The sequence below is a fragment of the Paenibacillus sp. cl123 genome (assembly GCF_900101595.1).
GTDB lineage: Bacteria > Bacillota > Bacilli > Paenibacillales > NBRC-103111 > Paenibacillus_G.
This window is the reverse complement of sequence record NZ_FMYY01000018.1, coordinates 51,233-74,441: the sequence shown is the minus strand read 5'-3', so window position 1 is coordinate 74,441 and position 23,209 is coordinate 51,233. Positions and strand designations below refer to the sequence as shown.

Here is a 23,209-nt window from a genome sequence, read left to right as displayed (position 1 = left end):
CAGGATATTCAGCACGAGAAGGAGGAAGACAGCGTGACGCAACAGAGATTGAATGAAGGCTGGGAGCATTACAAGGGAAGTCTGGGCGGTCCTTGGGAGGTGTGGCGTGCGGATAAATTGCAGAACCACTATAACGTGCCCTGGGAGCCGGTAACGCTGCCGCATACGTACAACGGGCTTGATGTGATGGACCCCGACGGCAAATATTATCAGGGTCAGGGCTGGTATCGGACACGTCTCGATATCCATAACCCTTATCCGAAGGGCAGAACGCTGCTGCACTTCGAGGGCGCCGGCCAGCGCACCGATGTGTATGTCTACACGGAGAAGGTCGGCTCTCATCTTGGCGGCTACGACGAATTCACCGTGGATATTACGGAGGCCGCAGAGCGTGCCAGACAGATTGAGCGTTATGCGGGCCGGGTGCCGGTCGCCGTCGCTTGCGACAACAGCCGGGAGCTGGAGACGATCCCTTCCGATGCCAGCGACTTTAATCTGTACGGAGGAATTTACCGGTATTTGAATCTGAAGTATGTGCCTCAAGTGTCATTGGCCCGGGTGCATGTGGAAACCGACGTACATGGCTTGTCGCAAGGGAGCGGAGGAGCGGCGGCTGATGGGCTGGGGCAAACGGCTGCTGCCGGAAGCAATCTGGAGAAGCAAGCGGTTGAGCGGACCGGGCCGGAAGCTGGAGATGCGGCTGATGCGGAGGCTGTGAACGGCGAGTCCGGAGCGGGGAGCAGACGCTGCCTCGTCCGGGTGAAGGCTTCGCTGTACAATCCCGACGCTGTCCGCGGCCAGGTGAAGCTGACGATCCAGCTGAAGGATAGCGAAGGCCGCCGGATCGGCAGTGCGGAGAAAACCTGCGAGATCTGGGATGACCAGCAGGAAATCGCCGCATTGGTCATCGAGCAGCCTCGGCTCTGGTCGACGGATGTTCCGTACCTGTATACCTGCGCGGTAACGCTCCAGGCAGAGGATAGCGAGATGGAAACGGTGGAGCGCTTTGGCGTGCGGACCTTCGAATTCGTCAAGCAAGGACCGTTCAAGCTGAACGGCGAGCGGCTGCTGCTTCGCGGCACGCACCGGCATGAGGATTATGCCGCCGTCGGCGCGGCGATGACGGAGGAGCAGATCCGTGAGGAGATGCAGCTGATCAAGGATATGGGCGCGAACTTTATCCGGCTGGGACACTACCAACAGTCCAGGATCGTGCTGGACCTGTGCGACGAGCTCGGCATTCTGGTGTGGGAGGAAATTCCCTGGTGCCGGGGCGGGCTTGGCGGGCCGGAATACCGGCAGCAGTGCGTCGACATGCTGACCGCCATGATCGAGCAGCATTATAATCATCCGTCCGTTATTTTGTGGGGACTGGGGAACGAGAACGACTGGGAATGCGACTTCGATCACTTCGATCAGGAGGAGATCCGCGTCTTCATGAAGGAGCTGCACGATCTGTCGCACAAGCTGGACCCGAGCCGGCTGACGGCGATTCGCCGCTGCGAGTTCTGCAAGGACATCATCGATGTGTATTCGCCGTCCATCTGGGCTGGCTGGTACCGCGGCATCTACACGGACTATGAGTCGAGCTGCCGGACGGCGTTCGAGAATGTCGATTCGTTCTTCCATATGGAGTGGGGAGCGGACAATCTGGCTACCCGGCATGTGGAGAAGACGTTCACAGGCTTCGAATTTATCCGCAGCAGCGGGGCGGATACGGACGAGCGGGACGGCGACTATCTGCTGACGGGCGGGGAGCCGCGCGTATCGCGCGATGGCGACTGGTCGGAGACCTACTTCTGCGAGATGATCGACTGGTACTTGAAGAGTCAGGAGCGGATGGACTGGCTGACCGGTGCGGCACAGTGGGCGTTCAAGGACTTTGCGACGCCGGTACGGCCGGATTCGCCGATTCCTTATCTGAATATGAAGGGCATCGTCGAACGGGATTTGACGCCCAAGGAAGCGTTTTATGTCTTCCAATCTTACTGGACGAGCAAGCCGATGGTCCGCATCTACGGACACTCGATGCCTGTACGCTGGGGGGCGCCCGACGAGCGGAAACAGATCAGGGTATATTCGAACGCGGACGAGGTCGAATTGTTCCTGAACGGCGAGAGCTTGGGGGTCCGGAGGCGCGATTCCCAAAACTTCCCCGCAGCGGGTCTGCGTTGGGAGACCGTTCTTCCTGCAGGCGAGAATCAGGTACGCGCCGTAGCGGTGAAAGACGGCGTCACGGTCAGCGACGAGCTGAGCTTCGTGTATCAGACGGAGAGCTGGGGCGAGCCGGCGGAGCTGCGGATCAAGGCGGAGCCGCAGGCGGACGGCCGGGTGTACGTGGAAGTGCAGGCGGTAGACGCGCAGGGCGTATTTTGCCCGGATGCGGCGCAGTTCGTGCGCTTCGGACTTGCCGGCGACGGCCGTCTGCTGGACAACCTCGGCACGATCCGCGGCTCACGCCTGGTGCAGCTCGCCAGCGGCCGCGCCGGGATCTATGTGGACCCGCACGGCGGCCTGCCTGCAGGGATCACGGTCCGCGACTTCGTCACGGCCGGGGGACCGGCAGCTTCGCTAACCTCCGGGCGCCCTAGCGAGAGCGCACCAGAGGGACCGGCCGGCCCTGCGCGGGTATCGGTCGTCAGCGCGGCTTGCGAGGGTATGGCTACGGCATGGATCACGGTATCGTCCAATTAACACATTCGAACTTAAGGGAGGCGCGGGAGATATGAAGGCAAGCACGTATACGGAGAAGTGGAAGCAAGCCGAACGGTTAGAGGATATATTGCCGGAGGTGTGGGAGGCGCTTGGAGAGAAGGTAGACCGGATGATCGCCCAGCTCGGCGACAAGTCTCCGCATGTAGCCAAGGAGGACGGCATCTATGACGACATGAGGCTGGATTGGTGGACGGCAGGCTTCTGGCCGGGCATTTTGTGGATCATGTATGAGATGACCGGCGAAGAGCGATACAAGGAAGCGGCTTGGGGCTGGGATGAGAAGTTCGAGCAGAAGATGGGGACGGATAATAATTTCCATCATGATGTCGGGTTTCAGTTTCTGCCGACCGCCGTCATCAAATATAAGCTGACTCATGACAAGGACGGCAAACGCCGCGGGCTGCAGGCGGCGAACTTCCTGGCAGGACGCTTCAACCTGAAGGGCTCGTTCCTGCGGGCATGGAATCAGGACAAAACCGGCTGGGCGATCGTCGATTCCTCCATGAACCTGTCGATCCTGTTCTGGGCGGCGCAGGAGATTGGCGATCCCCGCTTCGACCATATCGCCCGGGCGCATGCGGATACGGTCGTTGACAAGTTCATCCGCGAGGACGGCTCGGTCAACCATATTCTGAGCTTCGACCCGCAGACGGGCGAGCTGATCGAGTCGCTGGGCGGGCAGGGCGCAGGCCCGCATTCCTCCTGGAGCCGGGGCGCCGCTTGGGCGCTTCATGGCATGGCCAACACGTACCGTTACACGGGCGACGTGAAATATTTACGCGCAGCCCAGCGGGCAGCGCATTATTTCCTGGCCTGCCTGCCGGAGGATATGGTGGCGCATTGGGATTTCCGCGCCGCCGATCAGCTGGACGGCGAGCCTCGCGATACATCGGCGGCATCCTGCGCCGCCTCCGGCCTGCTCGAGCTGGCGGAGGCGCTGCCGGGCATCGAGGGCGAGCTGTATGCCCAGGCGGCCAACCGCATCCTGCTGTCGCTTACGCGCAGCTACGCCACATGGGATCAGCCGGAGCATGAAGCGATTCTGCTGGAAGGCACAGGCAACAAGCCCGCGGGGCAAAATATCAACGTATCGCTGATCTATGGCGATTACTATTATGTAGAAGCGCTCGCCAAGCTGAAAGGCTGGAAGACGCGGATCTTCTAAGCCGAGCTTACCCAAGCGGCATGCAGAAAAAAGGAGCAAGCTCCTCTTAAATGAGTACTTGCTCCTTGCATTTTTTCAATGACCTGACTTCCGAAAGAGGAGGACAGCTAGCTTGGAAAGCTAATGCTGTGCTTTTTAAAGGTTTCGAAAGACTTTTAAAGGCTACGAAGTTGTTGTATTATGAATATATTACAGGTGTATTGTTAATACCTTTTTTGTATAGCCTAACAAAAGAGCCGGATGGCCGTCCGACTCTCTTGTCTGACAAGCGGGGAACAACCGCGGCGTGCAGGACAATATTTCCCTACGAAAACCACCGGGGGCTGCTAACCTTTAGCCGGTGGTTTTCTCTTTGCGCGTTTACGAATCCATCGTTAGATAAAGCGTTCCGAGCGCGACCGTGACGTATCACCTCCTTCACAGAAGGCTCAGCCGCGGCCACTCCACCGAACTTGTCCTAGTCATTATACCACCCGGAGCACCCTCAAACGAGGGTGTTTTTTGTTTTGCCTAAGAGGATCATGACCATGATCCGTGGCTATTATCGCCAAATAAACATGAACATTTGACCAATATAGCCGAAGAAAAGACAGCCGAACTCTTTATAAAACGCTTACATTTAAGTCGTGGGGCAAATGCCTTCACGTTAAATCCAGATCAGGAGGTGTCAGTATGCAAAACACAGGGCTGCTGTCCTGGAGGCGGAGCATTCCGTTCATGGTTTGTCTGATGCTGTTGTTTGGCGGAAGCTCGGCATTCGCGGCGGAGCAAGTCATCGTGAATGCCAATCAGTGGAACGACACAGCAGGCAATCCCATTCAAGCTCATGCGGGAGGGGTTATTAAAGAAGGCAGCTATTATTATTGGTTTGGCGTGGAGCGAAACGCGGATGTGGGGATGACTTTCAAGCAGCTTAATATGTACCGGTCCGCCGATCTGAAAAACTGGGAATACGTCAATGCCATTCTAACGGAAAATTCCCATCCGGATTTGAACTGGTGCAAGATCGAAAGGCCGAAAATTATTTATAACGATACTACCGGCCAATATGTCATGTGGATGCATTACGAAGAGGGGGACAATTACAATTTGGCGCAAGCGGCGGTTGCCGTAAGCTCGACGATCGACGGAGATTACACGTTCATTTCTCGTGGAAGGCCGCTTAATACGCATATGTCGCGCGACGCTACATTGTTCAAGGATGACGATGGCACAGGTTATTTTATTTCGGCGGCTAGAGGGAACGCAGACCTGAACATATACCGGCTGTCTGCGGATTATCTCAGCATTGATTCGTTGACGGCAACGTTATGGCCGGGAAATTACCGGGAAGCGCCGGCGATGGTCAAACGAAACGGTTATTATTACTTATTGACCTCGGGCGCCACGGGCTGGAGCTACAATCAGGCCAAATACGCCTACTCGACCAATATTTCCAGCGGCTGGTCCAGCCTGTTCAACATCGGCAGTCCATCCACCTATGAAAGCCAGGGCAATTATATTCTCCCTGTTGCCGGAACCGGCGAAACGAGTTATTTGTATATGACCGACAGGCATGCGGGGGCATTCGGCGAGCATTTTAATTATGGGAAGTACGTGTGGCACGAGCTTCAGTTCAACAGCAACACGGATGTAACGATGAGCTGGTATCCGAAGCTGTCGATTGACGCGCAGACCGGCGATATTCACAAGGTCAATCAGAATACGGACACGGGGACCGTGCTCAAAAAAGACTTCGGCCCCGACACCACCTACTTGAGCATGAGCAACAATGAGGAATTTCCTTATATGAGCACCGTCATCAGCGCGGAGTCGACCTGGATCAAGGAAGATGTGGACGGCACCTACTTCCGCCTGAAGCATAAACGTACCGGCAAGTATCTTCATAATAATACGGCTGCGGGCAACAAGGTGAACCTGATCGATCCGCAGTGGCAAGGAGACAATGTACAGTGGAAGCTGGTTGACGCCGGGGGCGGTTATTCCAGACTTGTTCACAAAAGCTCGGGCCTGTGGTTAAGAGCTTTCCCTTATGGCGCGGGCCTGGGGCTGGTCGACACAACGAATACCGATAACAAAACAAAGTGGCTCGTGCAATAAATGAAGCGGGTTGAGAGTCTCCAGCGCTGAGGCTCTCTTTTTCTGTGGTATGATAGGACCTAGGTTATGCAGCATGACAGGCGGGGTGGCAGAGATAGATGTGGAATAAAATGTTTATCCAAAAAAGCAGCGTACAGCAAAAAATGCTCATTGCCTTCGCTTGCCTTGTTCTGTTTCCGCTCGGCTTATTCAGCTATATCTCGCTGGCCATCACGAAGCAGACGATCGAGGAGCAGGTGGTCGCGGAGAAGTCGAAGTCGCTTCGCTCCATCTCCCAGAAGCTTGAGATTATGGCGTCCGATTTGACGGCGATCTCCAATATTTACTTTTCCAACGAGGATTTACGGGTCTTATTGCTCAGCAACCCGGGAGACCAGGCTTATCAGGAGAGAGTGAAAAAGCAATTTCTGACCAAAATGATCGTTTCTTACCGGTACGCCTATACGTGGCTGGATTATTATACATCCATCATAGGGTTTAACGGGATTGAGCTTCATACCTTCTACGATGGGCCTAAGATCGGCGTGGATGCGCTGAAGAAAGAGCCGTGGTACCCGGAGGTTCTCCGTCTGGACGGCGGCGTTCTCTGGTATTCCGATCCTTCGGTCAAGATGCGGGCAACCGTTAACGAGGACCATTATATATCGGCCATGCGCCTGATTAAGGATTTCGAGAACAATACGACGATCGGCCTGATGCTGATCAACATTGGGGAGAGCTTTTTATATAAGCAATACGAGGATGTGCTGCAGGAGCAGGAGTCCATGCTTATTTTCGATAATCAAGGGAAAATCGTTTCGGCTACGGATAAAGCGAAGGTCGGCGGAAATATCGGGACTTATCCGTATTACGAGCGGTTTTCGGACCAAGGCGAGCATTTCAAAATTAAAATCGACGGGACGGACATGCTGGTGACGCACCGCGTCATGGGAAGCACGGGCTGGACAATCGTATGTTATACGCCGATGGATATGCTGCTGAAAAATGTCGATAAAATGAAGTGGTTAAACATCTTTTTGCTCGGGGCTGTGCTAATTTTATCGTTCATAGTTTCCTACATCATCGCCAGAAGGCTTTCCGTTCCGATCAGGAAGCTGTTCGCCAGCATGAAGAAGGTCGAGATGGGAGATTTGCGGGAACGCTCGGACGTCAGCGGCAACGACGAAATCGGAGAGCTGGCCAAGCGGTTTAACCAGATGATCACCCGGATCGAGGAGCTCCATGGGCTCGTCATCGAAGAGCAGGAAATGAAGCGCAAAGTCGAGCTGCAAAATCTCCAATCGCAGATTAATACGCATTTCTTATACAATACCCTTGCCTCCATACGCTCTATGCTCGTCACGCATCCGCCGGAGATGATCGATTCCGTGGTCGTTTCGTTAGTGAAATTGCTTAAGAAATCGCTGTCGGCGGAAAGCGAATATATTACGATAGCCGAGGAGCTGGATAATCTTAAGCATTACGTAAACATTCAGTCCGCCAGGCAGGACGGAAAGCTGAGCGTGGAATTCGACGTCGACGAGCGAATCCTGCACTATAAGACCTTAAAGCTGCTGCTGCAGCCGCTGGTGGAAAACGCTATTTTCCATGGCATCGAGCCCAAGGGCGAAGCCGGCTTCATCCGGATACGGGGGTGGGCCGAGCATGATTGCATCTGCTTCACGGTTGCGGATAATGGGGTAGGCTTCGATGCGGGCTTGGTTTCGGCCGATCCGGCGGAGAACGCGCTGCCTGCATCCGGCGGTCTGGGACTCGCTAACGTCAAGCATCGCATGCAGCTGCACTTCGGGACGGAATGCGGCATCGAGATCGTTATTCCTCCGGACGGCGGGACGATGGTTATGGTGCGCTGGCCCATGTTTATGAGAGTGGAGGAGTTGAAACGGCAATGAACTTACTTATCGTCGATGACGAGCCGCAGATCCGGAAGTGGATCGAGCAGCTCGTCCGTAAAACGGGCCTGGACGAATTGGAGATTCGCGGCATGTGCAGCAACGGGAAAGAGGCGCTGGCGGTATGCGCCGTGGAGCCTGTGGACGTTGTTATTACCGATATCAAGATGCCTGTGATGGACGGCATCGAATTGATTCGCCGGTTAAAGGAAGAGTTTCCTTCCGTGCAATCCATCATTATGAGCTCCTACAGCGAATTTCAATATGCATCCGAGGCGCTTAAGTCCGGAGCGAGCGACTATATCTTGAAAGCCGAGGTTACGGCCGATGAGTTTCGGGAAACGCTCCGGAAGGTGCAAGCCGAGCTCGCCCTCAAGAAAGACCGCGAGGAAGAGGTTTATTCGCTCAAGAGCACGATTAACAATCATTATTACGCGCTCCGTTCCTTATATTTGACTGAATTAATTCACGGCAAGCCCGCTGCCCTTCGCGAATTTCGAAGTAAAATGGACACGTTCCGGCTTCGGCTCGACGACCGGAACCTGATAGTGATGGCCATCAGCCTTGACGATTACCGCAACGCCATCCGCTCGGCGAAAATTCGCGATCAAGGACTGCTTGAGTCTGCCATGATCAACATTATAGACGAGACTTTGCTGACGGAAGGAAAAAGCGGCTGCAGCCTCGTCTACGGACCGAACCTGTTCGTCGCGCTCGTCAATTCGCATGGGGCGGGAAGCAGATCCGCTCGCGAATCGACGCTGTACGACGCCACCCGGATTGTCGCCAACTTGACTAACTTCCTTCACGTGTCGGCCTCTGTCGGGATCAGCCTGCCCTACGGCGGTCTCGACCGGCTGGGGGTTCAATTCCAAGAAGCCTGCGAAGCGCTGAACCGTAAACGGTTCTATGGGAAAAGAAGCATCGCCTGGCACAACGAGGATACCTTCGCAGGAGGCGGGCTGCCCGATAAAGCGGCTTCCGAGCTGATGGACGCCGCCTCGCAGCTCATGAATCAGAGTCACTATCCGGAAGCGATGGGGAAGGTCAGAGCGTTAATGGACAAAATCGAAACGGACAAGCACCGCACGGAGCAGGAGGTCAAGGCGTTAAGCCTGGAGATCGTCCTTATGCTGCAGCAGGCTTTGCGCCGCAAGGAGGCTTCTCCGAAGCGGGCGGCCGCCTATGAGCCCGATGTGGCGGTTCACCGGGAGCTAGGCGAGCTTTCCACCTTCGAGCAGGTCAAGACATGGCTGTTCGATCGTATGGAGCAGCTGATCCGGGAGACCGAAGCCAGGAAACAGCCTTACACCACAACGATACAGAAAGTGATTGCCTTCATGGAAGCTGCGTATATGGAAGGCATCTCGCTCCAGCAGGCGGCGGATGTCGCCCACTTGAACAAAACGTATTTGAGCGAGCTGTTCAAGAAAGAGACGGGCATCAGCTTTAACGATTATTTAACGCAAATCCGGATTGAAAAAGCGAAGGAGCTGCTTCGGTCCGGCGAAGATACCGTCAGTATGCTGGCGGAGCGGGTCGGCTACCCGGACGGCAGCTATCTGACTAAAGTATTCAAGAAGCTGACGGGAATGACGCCGCTGGAATACAGGCAAGCAAGCCTCATAAAACACTAAGGGCAAGTCCTCTTCTGCGCGCAAGCAGGGAGGATTTCCTTGTTTTCGCGGGCAGCGTTACCGAATATTCGACTAAATGAACCGAAGATTACACCAAATAAGAGTGCGCGATTTTTCTAAAATAAAGATAACCGGCGGATGAAGCCGACATTACTCATACAAAAAGGTGGGCGCCTGAAATGAAAACTTGGAAAACATGGATTGCCGGCACAGCTTCGTTGAGCTTGGCCGCGACACTCGCAGCGTGCGGTTCAGACGGGAGCTCGTCCGCGCCTTCCGCGCAGCCGAAGGACGGCGGGAAGGATGCCGGAGCAGGAGCGAAGCAGGTCGAGATTACGTTTGCCAACTGGATTTCGGTGGAGGAAGGGACGAAAGAGGCTTTTAATCAGCTCATTGCCGATTTCGAGAAAAAGCATCCGAACATTAAAGTGAAGTCCATCGGCATTCCTTTTGCCCAATTCAAGGATCAGGTGCTGGTAAGCTCTACGGGAGGGAACTCTCCGGATGTGACCATGTCGAACCAAAATTTCACACCGGCGTTTTTCGGGGCCAAGATTGCCGAGCCGATGGAGTCTCATCTCGGCGCAGAGCTGATTAACGATATTGTCGACGGCAGCAAGGCCGGCGTCACCTTTGACGGCAAAGTGGTGGCGATGCCTTGGGCTCCGCATCCGAACGCTTTATTCTGGAATAAGGCGCTGTTTAAGAAAGCCGGCCTTGATCCGGAGAAGCCGCCTAAAACCTGGGATGAAATGATCGAGATGGCCAAGAAAATAGCGGCTCTGGGCAAGGACGACAAAGGCAACCCGATCTATGGCATCGGAGAGAACGGGGCTTCGGATTCCTACACCGGCAATATGCTGATGAGAATCGCTTATTCCTACGGCGGCAAATTCGTAGATGACAAGGGAGCTATTGTTTACGATCAGGGCAGCGCTTTGAAGGAATCGCTGATGTATGTCAAAGATATGATTACGAATAAGGTTTCACCCAAGGGAGCCATGATGAAGGACCTGCGGCCGATGTTCGCTAACGGAGCGCTCGGCATGCTGATAGACGGAGATTTCGGGCGCACCAACTTCCGTACGATGAGCGGGAAGGGCGAAGCCTACGATAAGGAGTGGGGAGTCGCTACCGTGCCTGTAGGCAAGTCGGGCAAGAGCGAAACGGTGTTCACCGAGCATCAGCTCGTTATCCCGGCGGGAAGCAAAAATAAAGCGGAAGCGGCGGAGTTTGTCAAATACCTCGTATCGAAGGATGCGATGCTGATCTATCACAAGCTTAACGGCATTATGTCCTCCAGAAAATCGATAGCCTCTCTTCCTGAAATGAACGAGGACGACTATGCGAAAGTATTTAACGCTCAAATGAAATCGGCGTCACCGCTCCCGGCGGCAAATCCCAAGTTCGATAACGCGATGAAAACGTCGACGGATATGATCGTGCTTGTCACCGAAGGGGGAAAAAGCGCGGAGGAAGCCATCTCGACCGTGATGCCGAAAATAAAAGAGCTGTATAAATAAAGCGCGCTAGGGTACAGCTTGCCAGGAATGGAGAGAACACATATGAATTTGCGGTTATCCAGGCATCAGAGAGATGTATCGTTCGCGGCGATCCTGCTGCTTCCTGCCGTACTGCTGCTCGGGCTGACGATTGTCAGCCCGCTGGTGAAATCAGTTGTGATGAGTTTTACGGACTATTCCCTGCTTGCTCCGGACGTCAACTGGAATAATTTCGAAAATTATAAAAAGCTGATGGTCTCGGCGGATTTTTATCATTCCTTAAAAATCACTTTGATTTATGTCGTTGCCGCCGTATCGGCAGATTTGCTGCTCGGCTTAACGCTCGCTTTCCTGCTGAACCGGAACATCCGGTTCCGGTCTTTCTTCCGAAGTATAGTGATGATCCCATGGGCGATTCCGACGATTGTGACGGCGCTTATCTTTCTGTGGATTTATCAAAGCGATTACGGCGTATTGAATTACGTGCTCGTTTCCACCGGCGTGATGGACTCGAATATCAACTGGCTGCAAAGCACGGATTTTGCGCTTGCCTCCATTATCGTCGTGGCGGTATTTCGACAGACGCCGCTCGTATCGGTCATGCTGCTCGCCGGCCTGCAAAATATATCCGCAAGCTTATACGAAGCGGCCAAAATCGACGGAGCGAGCGGCTGGAGGCTGTTTACCAACATTACGCTTCCGCTGCTGAAGCCGGTCATTTCAAGCGTTACGCTCATTATGATCGTCAATAATTTCCAGATGTTTACGCTGTTTTTTACACTGACGAACGGAGGCCCGGCTGGCTCTACGACTTCGCTTGCTATTCTCACCTATGAAACGGCGTTTTCCAAGTATGAGATGGGGATAGGCTCTGCGATCGGCGTAATCTGGCTTGTACTGTTATTTACCTTCTCCGTATTTTTTACACGCATCATGAATCGGGATGAGAGATAGGAGGCTTCAAGCATGAGCAATATGGTCCTGGCTGATCCGAAGGCCGGCGCACGGGAACGAAAACGGCCGCGGCGCGGAGGGGAAGGGTTTACTTATGCGCTCCTGGGCGTGATGCTTCTTTTCCTCTTGTTTCCCGTTTATTGGATTATCATTACATCGTTGAATACGAATAGCGAGCTTATGCAGCTGCCGCCCAAATGGTTTCCGGTCAACATCTACCTGGGAAGCTATATGGAGGTCATCCGGTCGTCCGTCTTTCTGACCTTCTACCGCAATACGATCATCGTCGCTTCAGGGGCAACCGCGCTATGCATTTTCGTTTCAATATTTGCTGGTTATGCGTTATCCCGCTTTCGCTTCAAAGGCAGCAACCTGCTGACCCTGTTATTTTTATCCGCTCAAATGTTTCCGACCGTCACGCTGGTCATCGGGCTTTACTCGCAGTATCAAGCGCTGCACCTGCTCAATACGCTGACTGTGCTGGTTTTGGCCTCCACCATGACGGCGCTGCCGTTCAGCATCATGCTGATGAGAACGTTTTTTAACGGAATCTCCAAGGAGCTGGAGGAGGCAGCTGAAATCGACGGAGCTACGAGGTTCAAAACCTTATTTACCATCATCGTGCCGTTGTCCAAGCCGGGCATTATGGCGATCGCGATTTATACGTTCCTGATCGCGTGGGACGACTTCTTGTTCGGGCTTACCCTGGTGAGCGATATCGACAAAAGAACGCTTAGCCCCGGTCTTTCCTTGACTTACCTGGGGGAATATTCGGCCAACTGGTCCGGCGCGACGGCTGCTGCCGCCGCGGCAACGTTTCCTTTGCTGATTGCTTTCATGTTTTTGCAGAGGTACATGGTTGAAGGATTAACAGCAGGAGGGGTCAAGGAATAATTCCAATGACCTTAAGGCACTAATTTTACCGAAAGCGAAGTGTGTGACATGCCCATTTCACAGCCAAGATCTGCCGGACCGAACGTGATTGTGTTTTTTACCGATCAGCAGCGCTGGGATACGACCGGCGTACACGGCAATCCAATGGGGCTTACGCCTAATTTCGACCGGATTGCGACCGAGGGCACGCATTTCTATCATTCGTTTACGTGCCAGCCGGTCTGCGGACCGGCGCGTTCCTCCATGCAGACGGGACTATATGCAACGGCTTCCGGCTGCTACCGCAACGGCATCCCGCTGCCTCAGGATACGAAGACGATCGCGCATTATTTTCGCGATGCGGGTTATACGACTGGCTATATCGGCAAGTGGCATCTGGCGAATAAGGAGCCGGTGCCGGCCGAGCAGCGCGGCGGGTATGAGCACTGGCTGGCGTCCAATGTGCTGGAGTTCAGCTCCGACGCCTACGATACGGTGATGTACAACAATGACGAGGAAGCCGTCCATCTGCCCGGATACCGGGTCGATGCGATGACGGATGCAGCTATACGATATGTGGCCGAGCGCAAGGACGATCCGTTTTTCTTGTTCTTGTCCTACATCGAGCCGCATCACCAGAACCACCGGGACGATTATCCCGCACCCGACGGCTACGCCGAACGCTACACAAGCCGGTATGTGCCGCCGGATCTGGCCGAGCTCGGGGGCACGTCGGCCCGGCATCTGCCCGGCTACTACGGCATGGTCAAGCGGCTGGACGAAGCGCTCGGACGGCTGATGGATGCGCTCAAGAGCCTCAGGCTGCAGGAGAACACGATTATTTTGTTCACGTCGGACCATGGCTGCCATTTCAAGACGCGAAACAGCGAGTACAAGCGCTCCTGCCACGACAGCTCGATACGCACGCCTCTTGCGGCCTACGGTCCGGGCTTTATGGCCGGCGGGCAGATCCGCGAGCTGGCCAGTCTGGTCGATGTGCCGCCGACCCTGCTCGACGCCGCAGGCATCGGGGTGCCGGAGCAGATGCAGGGCCGATCGCTCATGCCGCTCGTGCGCCGGGAGCGGACCGACTGGCCTGAGGAGGTGTTCCTGCAGATCAGCGAGTCCCAGGTCGGACGCGCGATCCGCACGAAGCGCTTCAAGTACAGCGTCTCCGCTCCGCACAAGGATGCGGTCGCAGACGGCGGGGCGGAATCGTATACCGAAGAATTCCTGTACGACCTGACCGCCGACCCGTACGAGCTGGACAACCTGGCCGGCCTCGAATCATACGCTGAGGTTGCCGCGGATCTGCGCGAGCGGCTGATCCGGCGGATGGTCGCCGCCGGCGAAGAGGCGCCGGAGATCGTGCCGGCTGCAGCTAGGGAGAAGGGACAGCGCCGCGTCACAATCGACGAGCTGCGTACCGCAAACCTTCGCGAGAAGCATGAATGAAAGCTCAGTGAAAGAAAGCAGAATGAAAGCAGGATGAAAGCAGGATGAACGCGGAATGAATGCTCAATGAATGCGGAATGAATGCGGAATGAATGCTCAAAGAGAGTGAACTCCGTTGGAGCGCCGAGAGGCCCATGCGATTATGCATGGGCCTTCTCGATTTGGGTAACTATGTAGTAGCTGCGTGCTCCGGACTCTCGGCCGGAGCAGGTAAGCGGATCAGCGGGCTTGCCCGGTATGCGATATAGCTGGCCGCCCCGGGAAGACAGCTGTCCGGACGTCTGGCGAGACTGATGTCAGATAAAGTCCAGGGTCTCAAGTCTTTGTACATGTGTTAGCGGCAAGCGGATACAATGAGGCATATAACAATCCGCCGCCTCCCTCCCGATAGGGTGGCCTTCCCGGCAAAACACATTCAGCACGGATGAATCCGGTCCGCAGCAGCCGGGCGCGGGGTCTTTGCGGACATCTCTGCCCAAGCTATCTATGGAGATGACAAGCTCATCCTCCGTAATTTCGTTGGACCCGTTCCACGGGAGCAGCTCGGCTTTGATGACCTCATGCCCGTAAACGTAGGTCGCACGCGGGAGATAGCTTTCTTTCTCCTTGAGCGAAATACCGCTCAGATTACCCAGGTGGCTCATGATCTTCGTGACCGGCGCTCCGCAGACCCGGCAGTAGTACGAAGCGCGGTGCAGATCGACCGTTCTCCAGGATTGATCGTAGTGAGCGGAGCTGCTCGTATAGATGTTTACCATGGCTTGGATGAGGCCGTCCGCAAACTGCTTCACTTCGCTCATATAAGGGATCAAGCTTCTGGCTTCGTAGCTCCCTCGTTCATTACGCTTCTGAATAGGTTGGATCGTGATGTCCAGAGCATCGGAGATATCAAACAGATGATCTATCCGGTTGGCCTGGACGAGCTGCTCCAGATAGCGCAGCTCTTCGAGCGTCGCGGCGTCGAGCGAATTCATGTAAGCTTTGACATCGACGGTGCTTTGCTTGTAGGCAGAGACCCGAGCCAAATGGATGCCGGTATGGAGCACTTCCAGCATGGCGCTGAACTCGGCGATCAGGATATGCGCTTGACCGGCAGCCAGATTTTTGAGGGCCGCTTGCGCCTGGCTATAGTGGTAATCTGCGCAGGCTTGCTTGAATTGCAGAATGCTCAGATGACGATTCATCTGTCATGCCTCACTCCTTTGCGGTGTTATATTTGCTTGGCGCAGACAGCATGTGCGGAGAAAAGACAGCACACCCGGATATGCGTTCGCCCTAGCTTCGGGCGACGGCTGCCTCCAGTAGAGCATGTCCGCCCTGCATGCGCTGCCTGAACACCTTGGGCGAGCAGTGGTTATGGCGCTTGAACAGCTTGTAGAACTGCGCCATATTCGGAATGCCGACGAGGTCGCCGACTTCGGATATGCTTACGCTCTGCGTCAGCAGCAGCCTCTCGGCCGCCTTGACTCGCTTATAGTTCACATAGTCGATGAACGAGAGGCCGATGACCCGGCGGAACAGCTTAATGAAGTAATGATAACTCAGATGAAGCAGCCCGCACACGTCCTCGACGGTAATCTTCTCGCTCAGATGCTGGTCCACATAGTCAAGCGCCGGGCGCAGCCGGACCAGATCCGCATCCAGTGCGCCGCCGAGCACGCCGCGCGTATCGGCCCGCAGCAGGGTCAGCAGCAGCTGCCTGATCGCGGCGCTGACGGCCAGCTCATAACCCCGGGCGAGTTCCTGGGCCTCGCGGTATATCGTCAAGACGAGAGAGCCCGCCGCCTGCCGGACGAGCGGCTGCTCGGCGAATATGTAATTCAGCTTGCTCAGAGGCTGGGTATGCTCGGAGAACGAGCTCAGGTAAGGCAGCGTGCTTTGGTCGAAATGCTGCGTCAGATCGACCTGGAACACAATATAGCTCAGCGGCTCATTTGGAGATAGACGATGGGTGCGGTGCAGCTGAGAGGAGCCGAGCACGATCACATCGCCGGGACCAAGTACGGTGTAATCATGCTTGGTCTGCACGCCGAGCCGGCCGTCCTTAATGACGAGAAATTCAACTTCCTTATGGAAATGCCACAGCCAAGGCTCAGCTTCCAGGTCCGGCCCGGCAGGGGCTTCCTGCCGCTCAGACGCAGCGGCCGGGCCGGATGCCGGGTCGGAGCGGATCTCCCATATTTTCAAGAACAACAACGGGTTCTGGTAAACGACATCTTCAATCATGACATCCGGCTGCCCGGTGAACACTGTTTTCACGGCGGAGGTACCTCGCTCTCTAGCTCTTTGCAACAGCGGCATTCCCTAGACTACAGACTGCCGCACTCGTTCTCCAGTATATCACGGCCCGCGGCCGGATAGCAGTTTTGCATACAGAACGGGCACAATTCAGCATATCTTTTCCCATTTTGAATCACTATACTGAAAGTATGAATTTCGAACTATGGAGGGATACAAGATGAGTCAGCAAGTACGCGTTACCGTATGGAACGAATTCCGTCATGAAAAAGAAAGCGAACACATCCGCTCCGTCTATCCTCAGGGCATCCACACCGCGATCGGCGAAGGCCTCGGGGAAGGCGTGCAGGTTACCTATGCGACGCTCGACGATCCTGAGCACGGGCTGACTGAGGACGTGCTGAACAACACCGACGTGCTGATCTGGTGGGGTCACAAAGCGCATGGCGATGTACAGGACGCGATCGTGGAACGCGTTCACCAGCGGGTATTGCACGGCATGGGACTGATCGTGCTTCACTCCGGCCACTTCTCCAAGGTGTTCAAGAAGCTTATGGGCACCGGCTGCGACCTCAAGTGGCGCGAGGCCGACGAGAAGGAACGCATCTGGGTCGTCGCTCCGAACCATCCGATCGTGGAAGGCATCGGGGAATATATCGACCTTCCGGAGGAAGAAATGTACGGCGAGCATTTCGACATCCCGGCTCCGGACGAGCTGATCATGGTCAGCTGGTTCGAAGGCGGAGAAGTATTCCGCAGCGGCTGCACGTTCAGCCGGGGGCAAGGCAAGATCTTCTACTTCCGTCCCGGTCACGAGGCTTACCCGACCTATTACAACGAGCAGATCCGCCGCGTCATCCGCAATGCGGCGCACTGGGCGAAGCCTACGACGCGGGAGTATCCGAAGTACGGCAACCACAAGCCGCTTGAGACCATCAAGGGCAGAGGCTAACTGTAATTTGAGAGGGGGCGTGCCTCCTCATTTTTATCCGGCTTGCGCGACTTTGGGCGCTTGCCGGATTTTTTTTCGCAGGACGGCTTTCGTTTGGGTACAGACAGCAGGAACTGTTCTATTACATGTCGAAACAGTGTCTTAAAGTAAAGAAAACTGTCCGTCAACTGTCTATCCGAAGGAGTGCATGTCACCTATGCTGACGACCTTGCTGAGCAATTTGTTGTTCCTCATCTTTCCCGTGTTCGTAATCTACGTCTTCGGGATAGACCCTCGCAAGGGGACGGCCAATCAGACGGTCCATGCACTTCTTTGCTCCGTGTCTCTTCTGCTGTGCGAGCTTATTCCGATCCCGCTGACGGACGGGTATGGGATAAAGCTCCAATTCAGCATTCTGATCATAGCTTCCCTTTACGGAGGTCATTTCGTCTCCGCTGTGCTTACAGCGGTGCTGATCGTGCTGCATCTTACGGTTGGGCAAAATATGATCGGCGATTCATGGCTTTCCGACCTGCTGCTCTTCCTGCTGCTTCAGCTTTGCATCCCCCGCTTCTGGAAATATGGCCCTCGCACGAGAGTTCTGCTGGTATCCGGCTTCTCCACACTGTCGGTTCTCGTACCCCTATTCACCTACGTCCGGCATATTCATGCCGCGGAAGAGGCTGCCTGTGCCGGGATTGGGGGACATCTGCTGCTCGGCCTTGCCATTCAGGCGGTGAGCGCGGGCTTTACCGCGGCTTTCATAGAAGCCATGAGGCGTCAGATCGAGATGCGCGAGGAGCTGACCCAGCTGGAGAAGCTTCAGGTGATCAGCGATCTGGCGGCCAGCGTGTCCCATGAGGTGCGCAATCCGCTGACCGTATCCCGGGGATTCCTCCAGCTGCTGCTGGAGCGCAGCGCCGGCCGGGAGCCGGAGTCGAGATATGTGAAGCTGGCCTTGGAGGAGATGCAGCGGGCCGAGCATATCATTACGGATTACTTGTCCTATGCCAAGCCAGAGGCGGAGCGTGTCGTCCGGCTCGCGATCCAGGAGGAGCTGCGCTACGTCACCGGCGTACTGGAATCTTACGCGCTGATCGGCAAGGTAGAGATCCGGCTGCTGCAGGAAGGAGGAGGGGAAGTGCTCGGAGACCGCCAGAAGCTTCGTCAATGCCTCATCAATCTGATGAAAAACGGCATAGAAGCGATGCCGCAGGGCGGCCTTCTGGAAGTGAGCGCCGTCTGCAGCCAGCAGCAGGTGCACATTGTCATCCAGGACAATGGCGGCGGCATGACGCCGGAGGAGGTCCGAAGACTCGGTACGCCGTATTATACGACGAAAACGAAAGGCACCGGTCTCGGTACGATGGTCGCCTTCAGCATCGTCCGGGCGATGAACGGCCGGATCGAGGTGACGAGCCGGAAGGGAGAAGGAACCAGGTTCGAGCTCAAGCTTCCGGCCTGCTGAATCCAGCTGAAAAAGCCGCAGAGTCCTCTTATGAGAGGCTCTGCGGCTTGCCGGTGCGCGCCGCGCGCGGGATGCTTGGGAGCGGCGAATTTGTACGGGGCTGGTTGGAGCTTACCAAGCCCGCGTGTAAGATGGAGGGGCGTCGAGCTTGACGCCCAGCTGTGCGGCCGCGGTCCGCGGCCAATAAGGATCGCGCAGCAGCTCGCGGCCGATGAAAATCAGGTCGGCGCTGCCGGCCTGAAGAATCTCTTCGGCCTGCGCTCCTTCGGTGATCAAGCCGACGGCGCCTGTCGCGATGCCGGCTTCGCTGCGAAGCTGCCGGGCGAAACGCACCTGGTAGCCCGGCCCGATATTCGGCGGTATCGCCGGCACGACGGCCCCGGAGCTGACGTCGATCAGATCGACCCCCTGCGCCTTCAGACGGCGGGCATAATCGACGTAGTCGTCCGGCGTCAAGCCCTCCGGATGGTAGTCGTGAGCGGAAATGCGAACAAGCAGCGGCCCGTCCCATTCGCGCTTCACCGCGTCTACCACATCGTGCAGGAACCGGTAGCGGCGGTCCTTATCGCCGCCGTAGGCGTCGTCGCGCTTATTGGAGAGCGGGGACAGAAACTCATTGATCAGATAGCCATGCGCGGCATGGATCTCAATCACGTCGAAGCCGGCTTCCTTGGCACGTCTGGCGCCAGCGGCGAAAGCGGCGATCTCTTCGCCGATCTGTTCCTCCGTTAGCGCCTCCGGCGTGCGGCTCTTCTCGTCGAAGGCGATGGCCGAAGGGGCGACGATCGGCCCTTCGACGAGCGCCTTGCGTCCGGCGTGGGCCAGCTGGATGCCGATATGCGAGCCGTGGCTGTGGACCAGACCGGTCAGCTCACTCAGCCCAGCGATGTGCTCATCGCTCCAGATCCCCAGATCGCGTGCGGAGATCCGGCCTTGGGCCGTGACGGCCGTCGCTTCGACGACGATGAGTCCCGCCTGGCCGACAGCGCGCGAAGGGTAGTGGACGCGGTGCCAGTCATGCACCCGGCCGCTCTCGTCGTCACATGCGTACATGCACATCGGCGACATGACGATCCGGTTTTTCAGCGTAAGATTTTTAATGGAGTAAGAAGTAAACAGCATGAAGATTCCACATCCTTAACCGTTATTATCTTTAAAAATGTAAGTTGTTAATAATTTGTTCTGTGATTATTTAATCATAGCATATTGATGGGGATTAGACAAAGGCGAAGGCGAAGGCAAAGGCAAGGGCAAAGGCAAAGGCAAGCAAAGGCTATCGCAGGCTTGGCTGAAGGCGAGACGCTGCAATGTATCGCAAGAGCAGCGGAAGACGGAGCGCTGGAAAGGCAGCGCAAGTTCAGCTGAGGGCGGAGCGCCGCAGAGGCGTTGCGAGATCAGCTGAAGGTGTACCACAAGATCAGCCGAAGGCGAAGTGTGGTGGACGCTTTTCCGAGCATGCCCGGTTTTTGTCATTGCTATGCAGCTTGTCACGTGGCTTTTCGTCCTGCTGGGGGAGGCAGTGGTTCTCTGGGCGGGGCATGGGGAGTCCAGGCGGGGGAGCATGCCGTGGTGTGGCATCGAAAGTTAGCAAGTGCCGAGCAGCGGCAGGCGGACAAGCGGCAGATACGAGCAAATGGCCGCAATCGGCTTGATTGCCGAATGCAGCCATTTGTGAGAGTGAAGGGATAGCGGCGGCGGCCGAATCAGCGCCGTGCTCTCGTCCTGCGTAAGCGTCCGTTGCCTTTGCGCTTGCGGCGGCGTCTGCGGCGGGGCCGCGTTTCGTCGATGTCGTCGTTATCAGCGGCGGCTTTTTTGCCTTTGCCGAAGGATCCCATCAGCAGCTTCACCATAGGAGCCATTTGTTGAACGCTTTGGACCATCTTCTGCATCTTGCCGAAGGTATCCACGATTCCTTCAATGCCTCCCATACGATCAACAAGCTGTTTGACCTGCTGCAAATTGAAGCTGCTCCCGGAGCCTCCCGCAGCTCCGCTCCCGCCTCCGAACAAGGAGGCTAGAGAGGACAGTGCTCCTCCTCCCGTTGATGGAGCAGCGGCTTGAGGCATGAGAGCCGTCTGCTGCACAGGCAGCTCCGCCCCTCCTAATCCGGGGTAGCCGCCGAAGGCTCCGGGCTCGGCATAGCCGGCTTGCGTGAAGCTGCGCGTCTGCAGCGGCGGTCTGCCGGCGTGCCCGTACGTCGGCCGCCTGGCTCCGGCCGGCGGCGCCATCGAAGCATGCGGGTGCACGCCCCGGTTGCCGATCGTTTGTTTCGTCATCGTCATGGCTAATTCATCCCTTTATCTCATGTAATTCCGCAGTCCTGCTGCGGTCGGACTTTCATCCATCATCCGTTTCCTTGTATAATGTATGTGCTGGGCAAATGGATGGTATGGACTCCTGTCACGGTTATTTAGATTTTGGCCTATATGTGATTTAGCGCACTGCCGCATAAAAATTGCAACGTTTCACAAACGTAAAGGGAGGATTTCACACGTCCATGTCGAATACTTTGATTGTCTAGTGTGTGAATCCATTGTAAACCGAACCCGTTTCGGAGTAAGATAGGGTTTGATAGATTATCGAGGGGTTGAACAGTTCATGCAATTGAAGAAGTTGAATGATAAAGCGATAGACCAGCTTTTTGAAGCGATATTGACGCTTAAGGATATGGAAGAATGCTACGTGTTCTTCGACGACCTGTGCACGGTCAACGAGATTCAGTCGCTTTCCCAGCGGCTGGAGGTGGCACGTATGCTGCGCAAGGGCAACACGTATAACCAGATTGAGGCGGAGACAGGCGCAAGCACGGCGACGATCTCCCGGGTTAAGCGCTGCTTGAACTATGGCAATGACGGATATAAAATGACGCTGGAGCGGCTCGGCCGCTAGCCTTCCAGGTTGCAGGCGGCTTGGCTTGCGCGCGGCTGTGAGGATGGACGGGGCAGGCACAGGCTGCCTGTACGTAGCGGCGGAGACTCGATAGTCTGTAAGGACGGCTAGTCGGCCCCGCCGCTGCCAGCCTCAACCGAATAGGCGACCGTCCAAGGCCGTAGCCTTGCCTAAATGGAGCTCTGCCGCGGCGAGCTCGTTCGGGTCGCTATGCTTGCTGCCCGCAGAGGACGGCCTCAACGTGCCTCGGACCTTGCCTTGCCGGGCAAGCGCAGTAATTTGGCGCTGCGGATAGCCGCAGGCCAGCTATATCCATAGCAAGAACCGTATCCTACTCGGTCGCAGCTGAGCGGGATTTTTCATGTTCAGGGATGGGAAGCCTGATTCTTTTTTGGAGAGGGGGCAGTCGTGTGGTAAAATACGGGGTATTAGCCATAAGTCATGGCTCCCGAAGCGAAGCGTGGATCAAGCTCGTGGATGAAGCGGTCCGGGAGGTGCGCGTACCGGCCGGATTGCCGATTGTCTCCGCTTATCTGGAGCTGGTAGAGGGGCGGCTGATTCAGGATGGCATCGACGAGCTCGAAGCGCTTGGCGTGACGGATATCGTAGTCATCCCGCTGTTCATTTCCTCCGGCAGCACGCATCTCGATGAGATTGCCTACGCGCTGGGCGTCAAGCCGTCCCCGCAGCTTCCGACCGATCTGGAGCCGTTTCGGATCAGGGCGAACATTCATCTCGCGGGCCCGATCGACGACGATCCTGTCATCGCGGAGATTCTGTATGAGAAGCTGCGCCCGCTCTCCGACAATCCGGAGCAGGAGCTCGTGCTGCTCGTCGGACATGGCAGCGTGGAGCAGGGCTTTCACCTTGCCTGGCGGCGGGGGCTGAAGAAGCTGGCCGCTAGGATACAGAAGCTCGGCGGCTTCGCCGGAGCGGACGGCGTCATGCTGCTGCCTGACCAGGTGCCTGGGAAGCTGCAGACATGGAATCGGCGGATGCCCGGATGTATGCTGCTGGTTGCTCCCCTTTTTCTGAGCGAGGGATATTTCACCGGGCATGTGATACCCGAGAGGTTCGCCGGCCAAGCCTACCGGTACAATGGACGTTCGCTGCTGCCGCATCCCGGCATCTCGCGCTGGATAGAACGTCAGATTGCCGGCGAGCTGGAGCGGTGCGGGTACGATGCTTAGGAGCAAAGAGCCGCTAGCTGAGGCATGTGAAGAATTTTGCAGGAATGCACCATTCTTGTTCGTCCTACAAGTCCGGCAAGGTGCTTGCCCCAAAAACGATCTATTAGCGATCAAAAGTGGCAAGCGGCGTGGGAACGGTTAAGAGAAGATTAAGATGTTGGAGCAAGTCGGTGCTGCTGGCCAACGGGACTACGGAATCG

At 56.1% G+C, this 23,209-nt stretch carries 17 protein-coding genes; 13 read left to right on the top strand and 4 right to left on the bottom strand.

The window, feature by feature from the left end; all coding sequences use genetic code 11:
- Window positions 1-33: 33 nt before the first annotated feature.
- From BLR08_RS22710 to BLR08_RS22670, 9 genes are all read left to right on the top strand, one after another.
- The gene (locus tag BLR08_RS22710) at window positions 34-2,694 is read left to right on the top strand and encodes a glycoside hydrolase family 2 protein (RefSeq protein ID WP_083537439.1); all 2,661 of its coding nucleotides are present in this window, start codon (window positions 34-36) and stop codon (window positions 2,692-2,694) included.
- 31 nt (window positions 2,695-2,725) lie between these two features.
- Entirely contained in the window at window positions 2,726-3,880 is a 1,155-nt protein-coding gene (locus tag BLR08_RS22705; protein WP_072335510.1) for a glycoside hydrolase family 88 protein, read from the top strand.
- Between the two features lie 672 nt (window positions 3,881-4,552).
- On the top strand, window positions 4,553-5,980 hold the full coding sequence (locus BLR08_RS22700; RefSeq protein ID WP_072335513.1) for a family 43 glycosylhydrolase: 1,428 nt from the start codon (window positions 4,553-4,555) through the stop codon (window positions 5,978-5,980).
- A 98-nt stretch (window positions 5,981-6,078) separates the two neighbouring features.
- The gene (locus BLR08_RS22695; RefSeq protein WP_072335516.1) at window positions 6,079-7,872 is read left to right on the top strand and encodes a cache domain-containing sensor histidine kinase; all 1,794 of its coding nucleotides are present in this window, start codon (window positions 6,079-6,081) and stop codon (window positions 7,870-7,872) included.
- Window positions 7,869-9,509 (top strand): response regulator, encoded by a 1,641-nt coding sequence (locus tag BLR08_RS22690; protein ID WP_072335519.1) that lies wholly within the window; start codon window positions 7,869-7,871, stop codon window positions 9,507-9,509. The genes BLR08_RS22695 and BLR08_RS22690 overlap by 4 nt, the downstream gene beginning before the upstream one ends.
- 179 nt (window positions 9,510-9,688) lie before the next feature.
- Window positions 9,689-11,032, top strand: a complete 1,344-nt coding sequence (locus tag BLR08_RS22685) for an ABC transporter substrate-binding protein (RefSeq protein ID WP_072335522.1) — start codon at window positions 9,689-9,691, stop codon at window positions 11,030-11,032.
- A 42-nt stretch (window positions 11,033-11,074) separates the two neighbouring features.
- Window positions 11,075-11,965 carry a carbohydrate ABC transporter permease gene (locus BLR08_RS22680; protein ID WP_072335525.1) on the top strand — a complete coding sequence of 297 codons (891 nt, stop codon included), beginning with the start codon at window positions 11,075-11,077 and terminating at the stop codon, window positions 11,963-11,965.
- Between the two features lie 12 nt (window positions 11,966-11,977).
- Entirely contained in the window at window positions 11,978-12,859 is an 882-nt protein-coding gene (locus BLR08_RS22675; protein ID WP_218131598.1) for a carbohydrate ABC transporter permease, read from the top strand.
- 48 nt (window positions 12,860-12,907) lie between these two features.
- Entirely contained in the window at window positions 12,908-14,293 is a 1,386-nt protein-coding gene (locus BLR08_RS22670; protein ID WP_072335527.1) for a sulfatase family protein, read from the top strand.
- Window positions 14,294-14,589: 296 nt separating this feature from the next.
- On the opposite strand, the gene BLR08_RS22665 is transcribed toward BLR08_RS22670, so the two are convergent.
- Both BLR08_RS22665 and BLR08_RS22660 read right to left on the bottom strand, forming a co-directional pair.
- Window positions 14,590-15,477 carry a hypothetical protein gene (locus BLR08_RS22665; RefSeq protein ID WP_072335529.1) on the bottom strand — a complete coding sequence of 296 codons (888 nt, stop codon included), beginning with the start codon at window positions 15,475-15,477 and terminating at the stop codon, window positions 14,590-14,592.
- 91 nt (window positions 15,478-15,568) lie between these two features.
- The gene (locus tag BLR08_RS22660; RefSeq protein WP_072335659.1) at window positions 15,569-16,519 is read right to left on the bottom strand and encodes an AraC family transcriptional regulator; all 951 of its coding nucleotides are present in this window, start codon (window positions 16,517-16,519) and stop codon (window positions 15,569-15,571) included.
- Between the two features lie 232 nt (window positions 16,520-16,751).
- Between BLR08_RS22660 and BLR08_RS22655 the strand changes: the two genes are divergently transcribed.
- Together BLR08_RS22655 and BLR08_RS22650 are read left to right on the top strand one after the other, a co-directional pair.
- Window positions 16,752-17,483 (top strand): ThuA domain-containing protein, encoded by a 732-nt coding sequence (locus BLR08_RS22655; protein WP_072335531.1) that lies wholly within the window; start codon window positions 16,752-16,754, stop codon window positions 17,481-17,483.
- Window positions 17,484-17,679: 196 nt separating this feature from the next.
- Window positions 17,680-18,930, top strand: coding sequence for an ATP-binding protein (locus tag BLR08_RS22650; protein WP_072335533.1), 1,251 nt, complete (start codon window positions 17,680-17,682; stop codon window positions 18,928-18,930).
- A gap of 111 nt (window positions 18,931-19,041) precedes the next feature.
- Here BLR08_RS22650 and namA read toward each other — a convergent pair whose 3' ends face one another.
- Window positions 19,042-20,052: an NADPH dehydrogenase NamA gene (namA, locus tag BLR08_RS22645; protein ID WP_072335536.1), complete on the bottom strand. Its 1,011-nt coding sequence runs from the start codon at window positions 20,050-20,052 to the stop codon at window positions 19,042-19,044.
- A gap of 581 nt (window positions 20,053-20,633) precedes the next feature.
- Window positions 20,634-21,212: a hypothetical protein gene (locus BLR08_RS22640; protein ID WP_083537443.1), complete on the bottom strand. Its 579-nt coding sequence runs from the start codon at window positions 21,210-21,212 to the stop codon at window positions 20,634-20,636.
- Window positions 21,213-21,528: 316 nt separating this feature from the next.
- Between BLR08_RS22640 and BLR08_RS22635 the strand changes: the two genes are divergently transcribed.
- Together BLR08_RS22635 and BLR08_RS22630 are read left to right on the top strand one after the other, a co-directional pair.
- A complete protein-coding gene (locus BLR08_RS22635; protein ID WP_072335539.1) occupies window positions 21,529-21,819 on the top strand; it encodes a YerC/YecD family TrpR-related protein in 291 nt (96 codons plus the stop codon).
- Window positions 21,820-22,229: 410 nt separating this feature from the next.
- Window positions 22,230-23,009: a sirohydrochlorin chelatase gene (locus BLR08_RS22630; RefSeq protein ID WP_072335542.1), complete on the top strand. Its 780-nt coding sequence runs from the start codon at window positions 22,230-22,232 to the stop codon at window positions 23,007-23,009.
- Window positions 23,010-23,209: the final 200 nt, after the last annotated feature.

Excerpts from the sequence above, each read along its gene's own strand:
- BLR08_RS22635 (WP_072335539.1), top strand. The coding sequence starts at position 21,529 with ATGCAATTGAAGAAGTTGAATGATAAAGCGATAGACCAGCTTTTTGAA.
- BLR08_RS22655 (WP_072335531.1), top strand. The coding sequence starts at position 16,752 with ATGAGTCAGCAAGTACGCGTTACCGTATGGAACGAATTCCGTCATGAA.
- BLR08_RS22685 (WP_072335522.1), top strand. The coding sequence starts at position 9,689 with ATGAAAACTTGGAAAACATGGATTGCCGGCACAGCTTCGTTGAGCTTG.
- BLR08_RS22690 (WP_072335519.1), top strand. The coding sequence starts at position 7,869 with ATGAACTTACTTATCGTCGATGACGAGCCGCAGATCCGGAAGTGGATC.
- BLR08_RS22695 (WP_072335516.1), top strand. The coding sequence starts at position 6,079 with ATGTGGAATAAAATGTTTATCCAAAAAAGCAGCGTACAGCAAAAAATG.
- BLR08_RS22700 (WP_072335513.1), top strand. The coding sequence starts at position 4,553 with ATGCAAAACACAGGGCTGCTGTCCTGGAGGCGGAGCATTCCGTTCATG.
- BLR08_RS22660 (WP_072335659.1), bottom strand. The coding sequence starts at position 16,519 with ATGATTGAAGATGTCGTTTACCAGAACCCGTTGTTGTTCTTGAAAATA.
- namA (WP_072335536.1), bottom strand. The coding sequence starts at position 20,052 with ATGCTGTTTACTTCTTACTCCATTAAAAATCTTACGCTGAAAAACCGG.
- BLR08_RS22705 (WP_072335510.1), top strand. The coding sequence starts at position 2,726 with ATGAAGGCAAGCACGTATACGGAGAAGTGGAAGCAAGCCGAACGGTTA.
- BLR08_RS22640 (WP_083537443.1), bottom strand. The coding sequence starts at position 21,212 with ATGACGATGACGAAACAAACGATCGGCAACCGGGGCGTGCACCCGCAT.
- BLR08_RS22680 (WP_072335525.1), top strand. The coding sequence starts at position 11,075 with ATGAATTTGCGGTTATCCAGGCATCAGAGAGATGTATCGTTCGCGGCG.
- BLR08_RS22650 (WP_072335533.1), top strand. The coding sequence starts at position 17,680 with ATGCTGACGACCTTGCTGAGCAATTTGTTGTTCCTCATCTTTCCCGTG.
- BLR08_RS22675 (WP_218131598.1), top strand. The coding sequence starts at position 11,978 with ATGAGCAATATGGTCCTGGCTGATCCGAAGGCCGGCGCACGGGAACGA.
- BLR08_RS22665 (WP_072335529.1), bottom strand. The coding sequence starts at position 15,477 with ATGAATCGTCATCTGAGCATTCTGCAATTCAAGCAAGCCTGCGCAGAT.
- BLR08_RS22670 (WP_072335527.1), top strand. The coding sequence starts at position 12,908 with ATGCCCATTTCACAGCCAAGATCTGCCGGACCGAACGTGATTGTGTTT.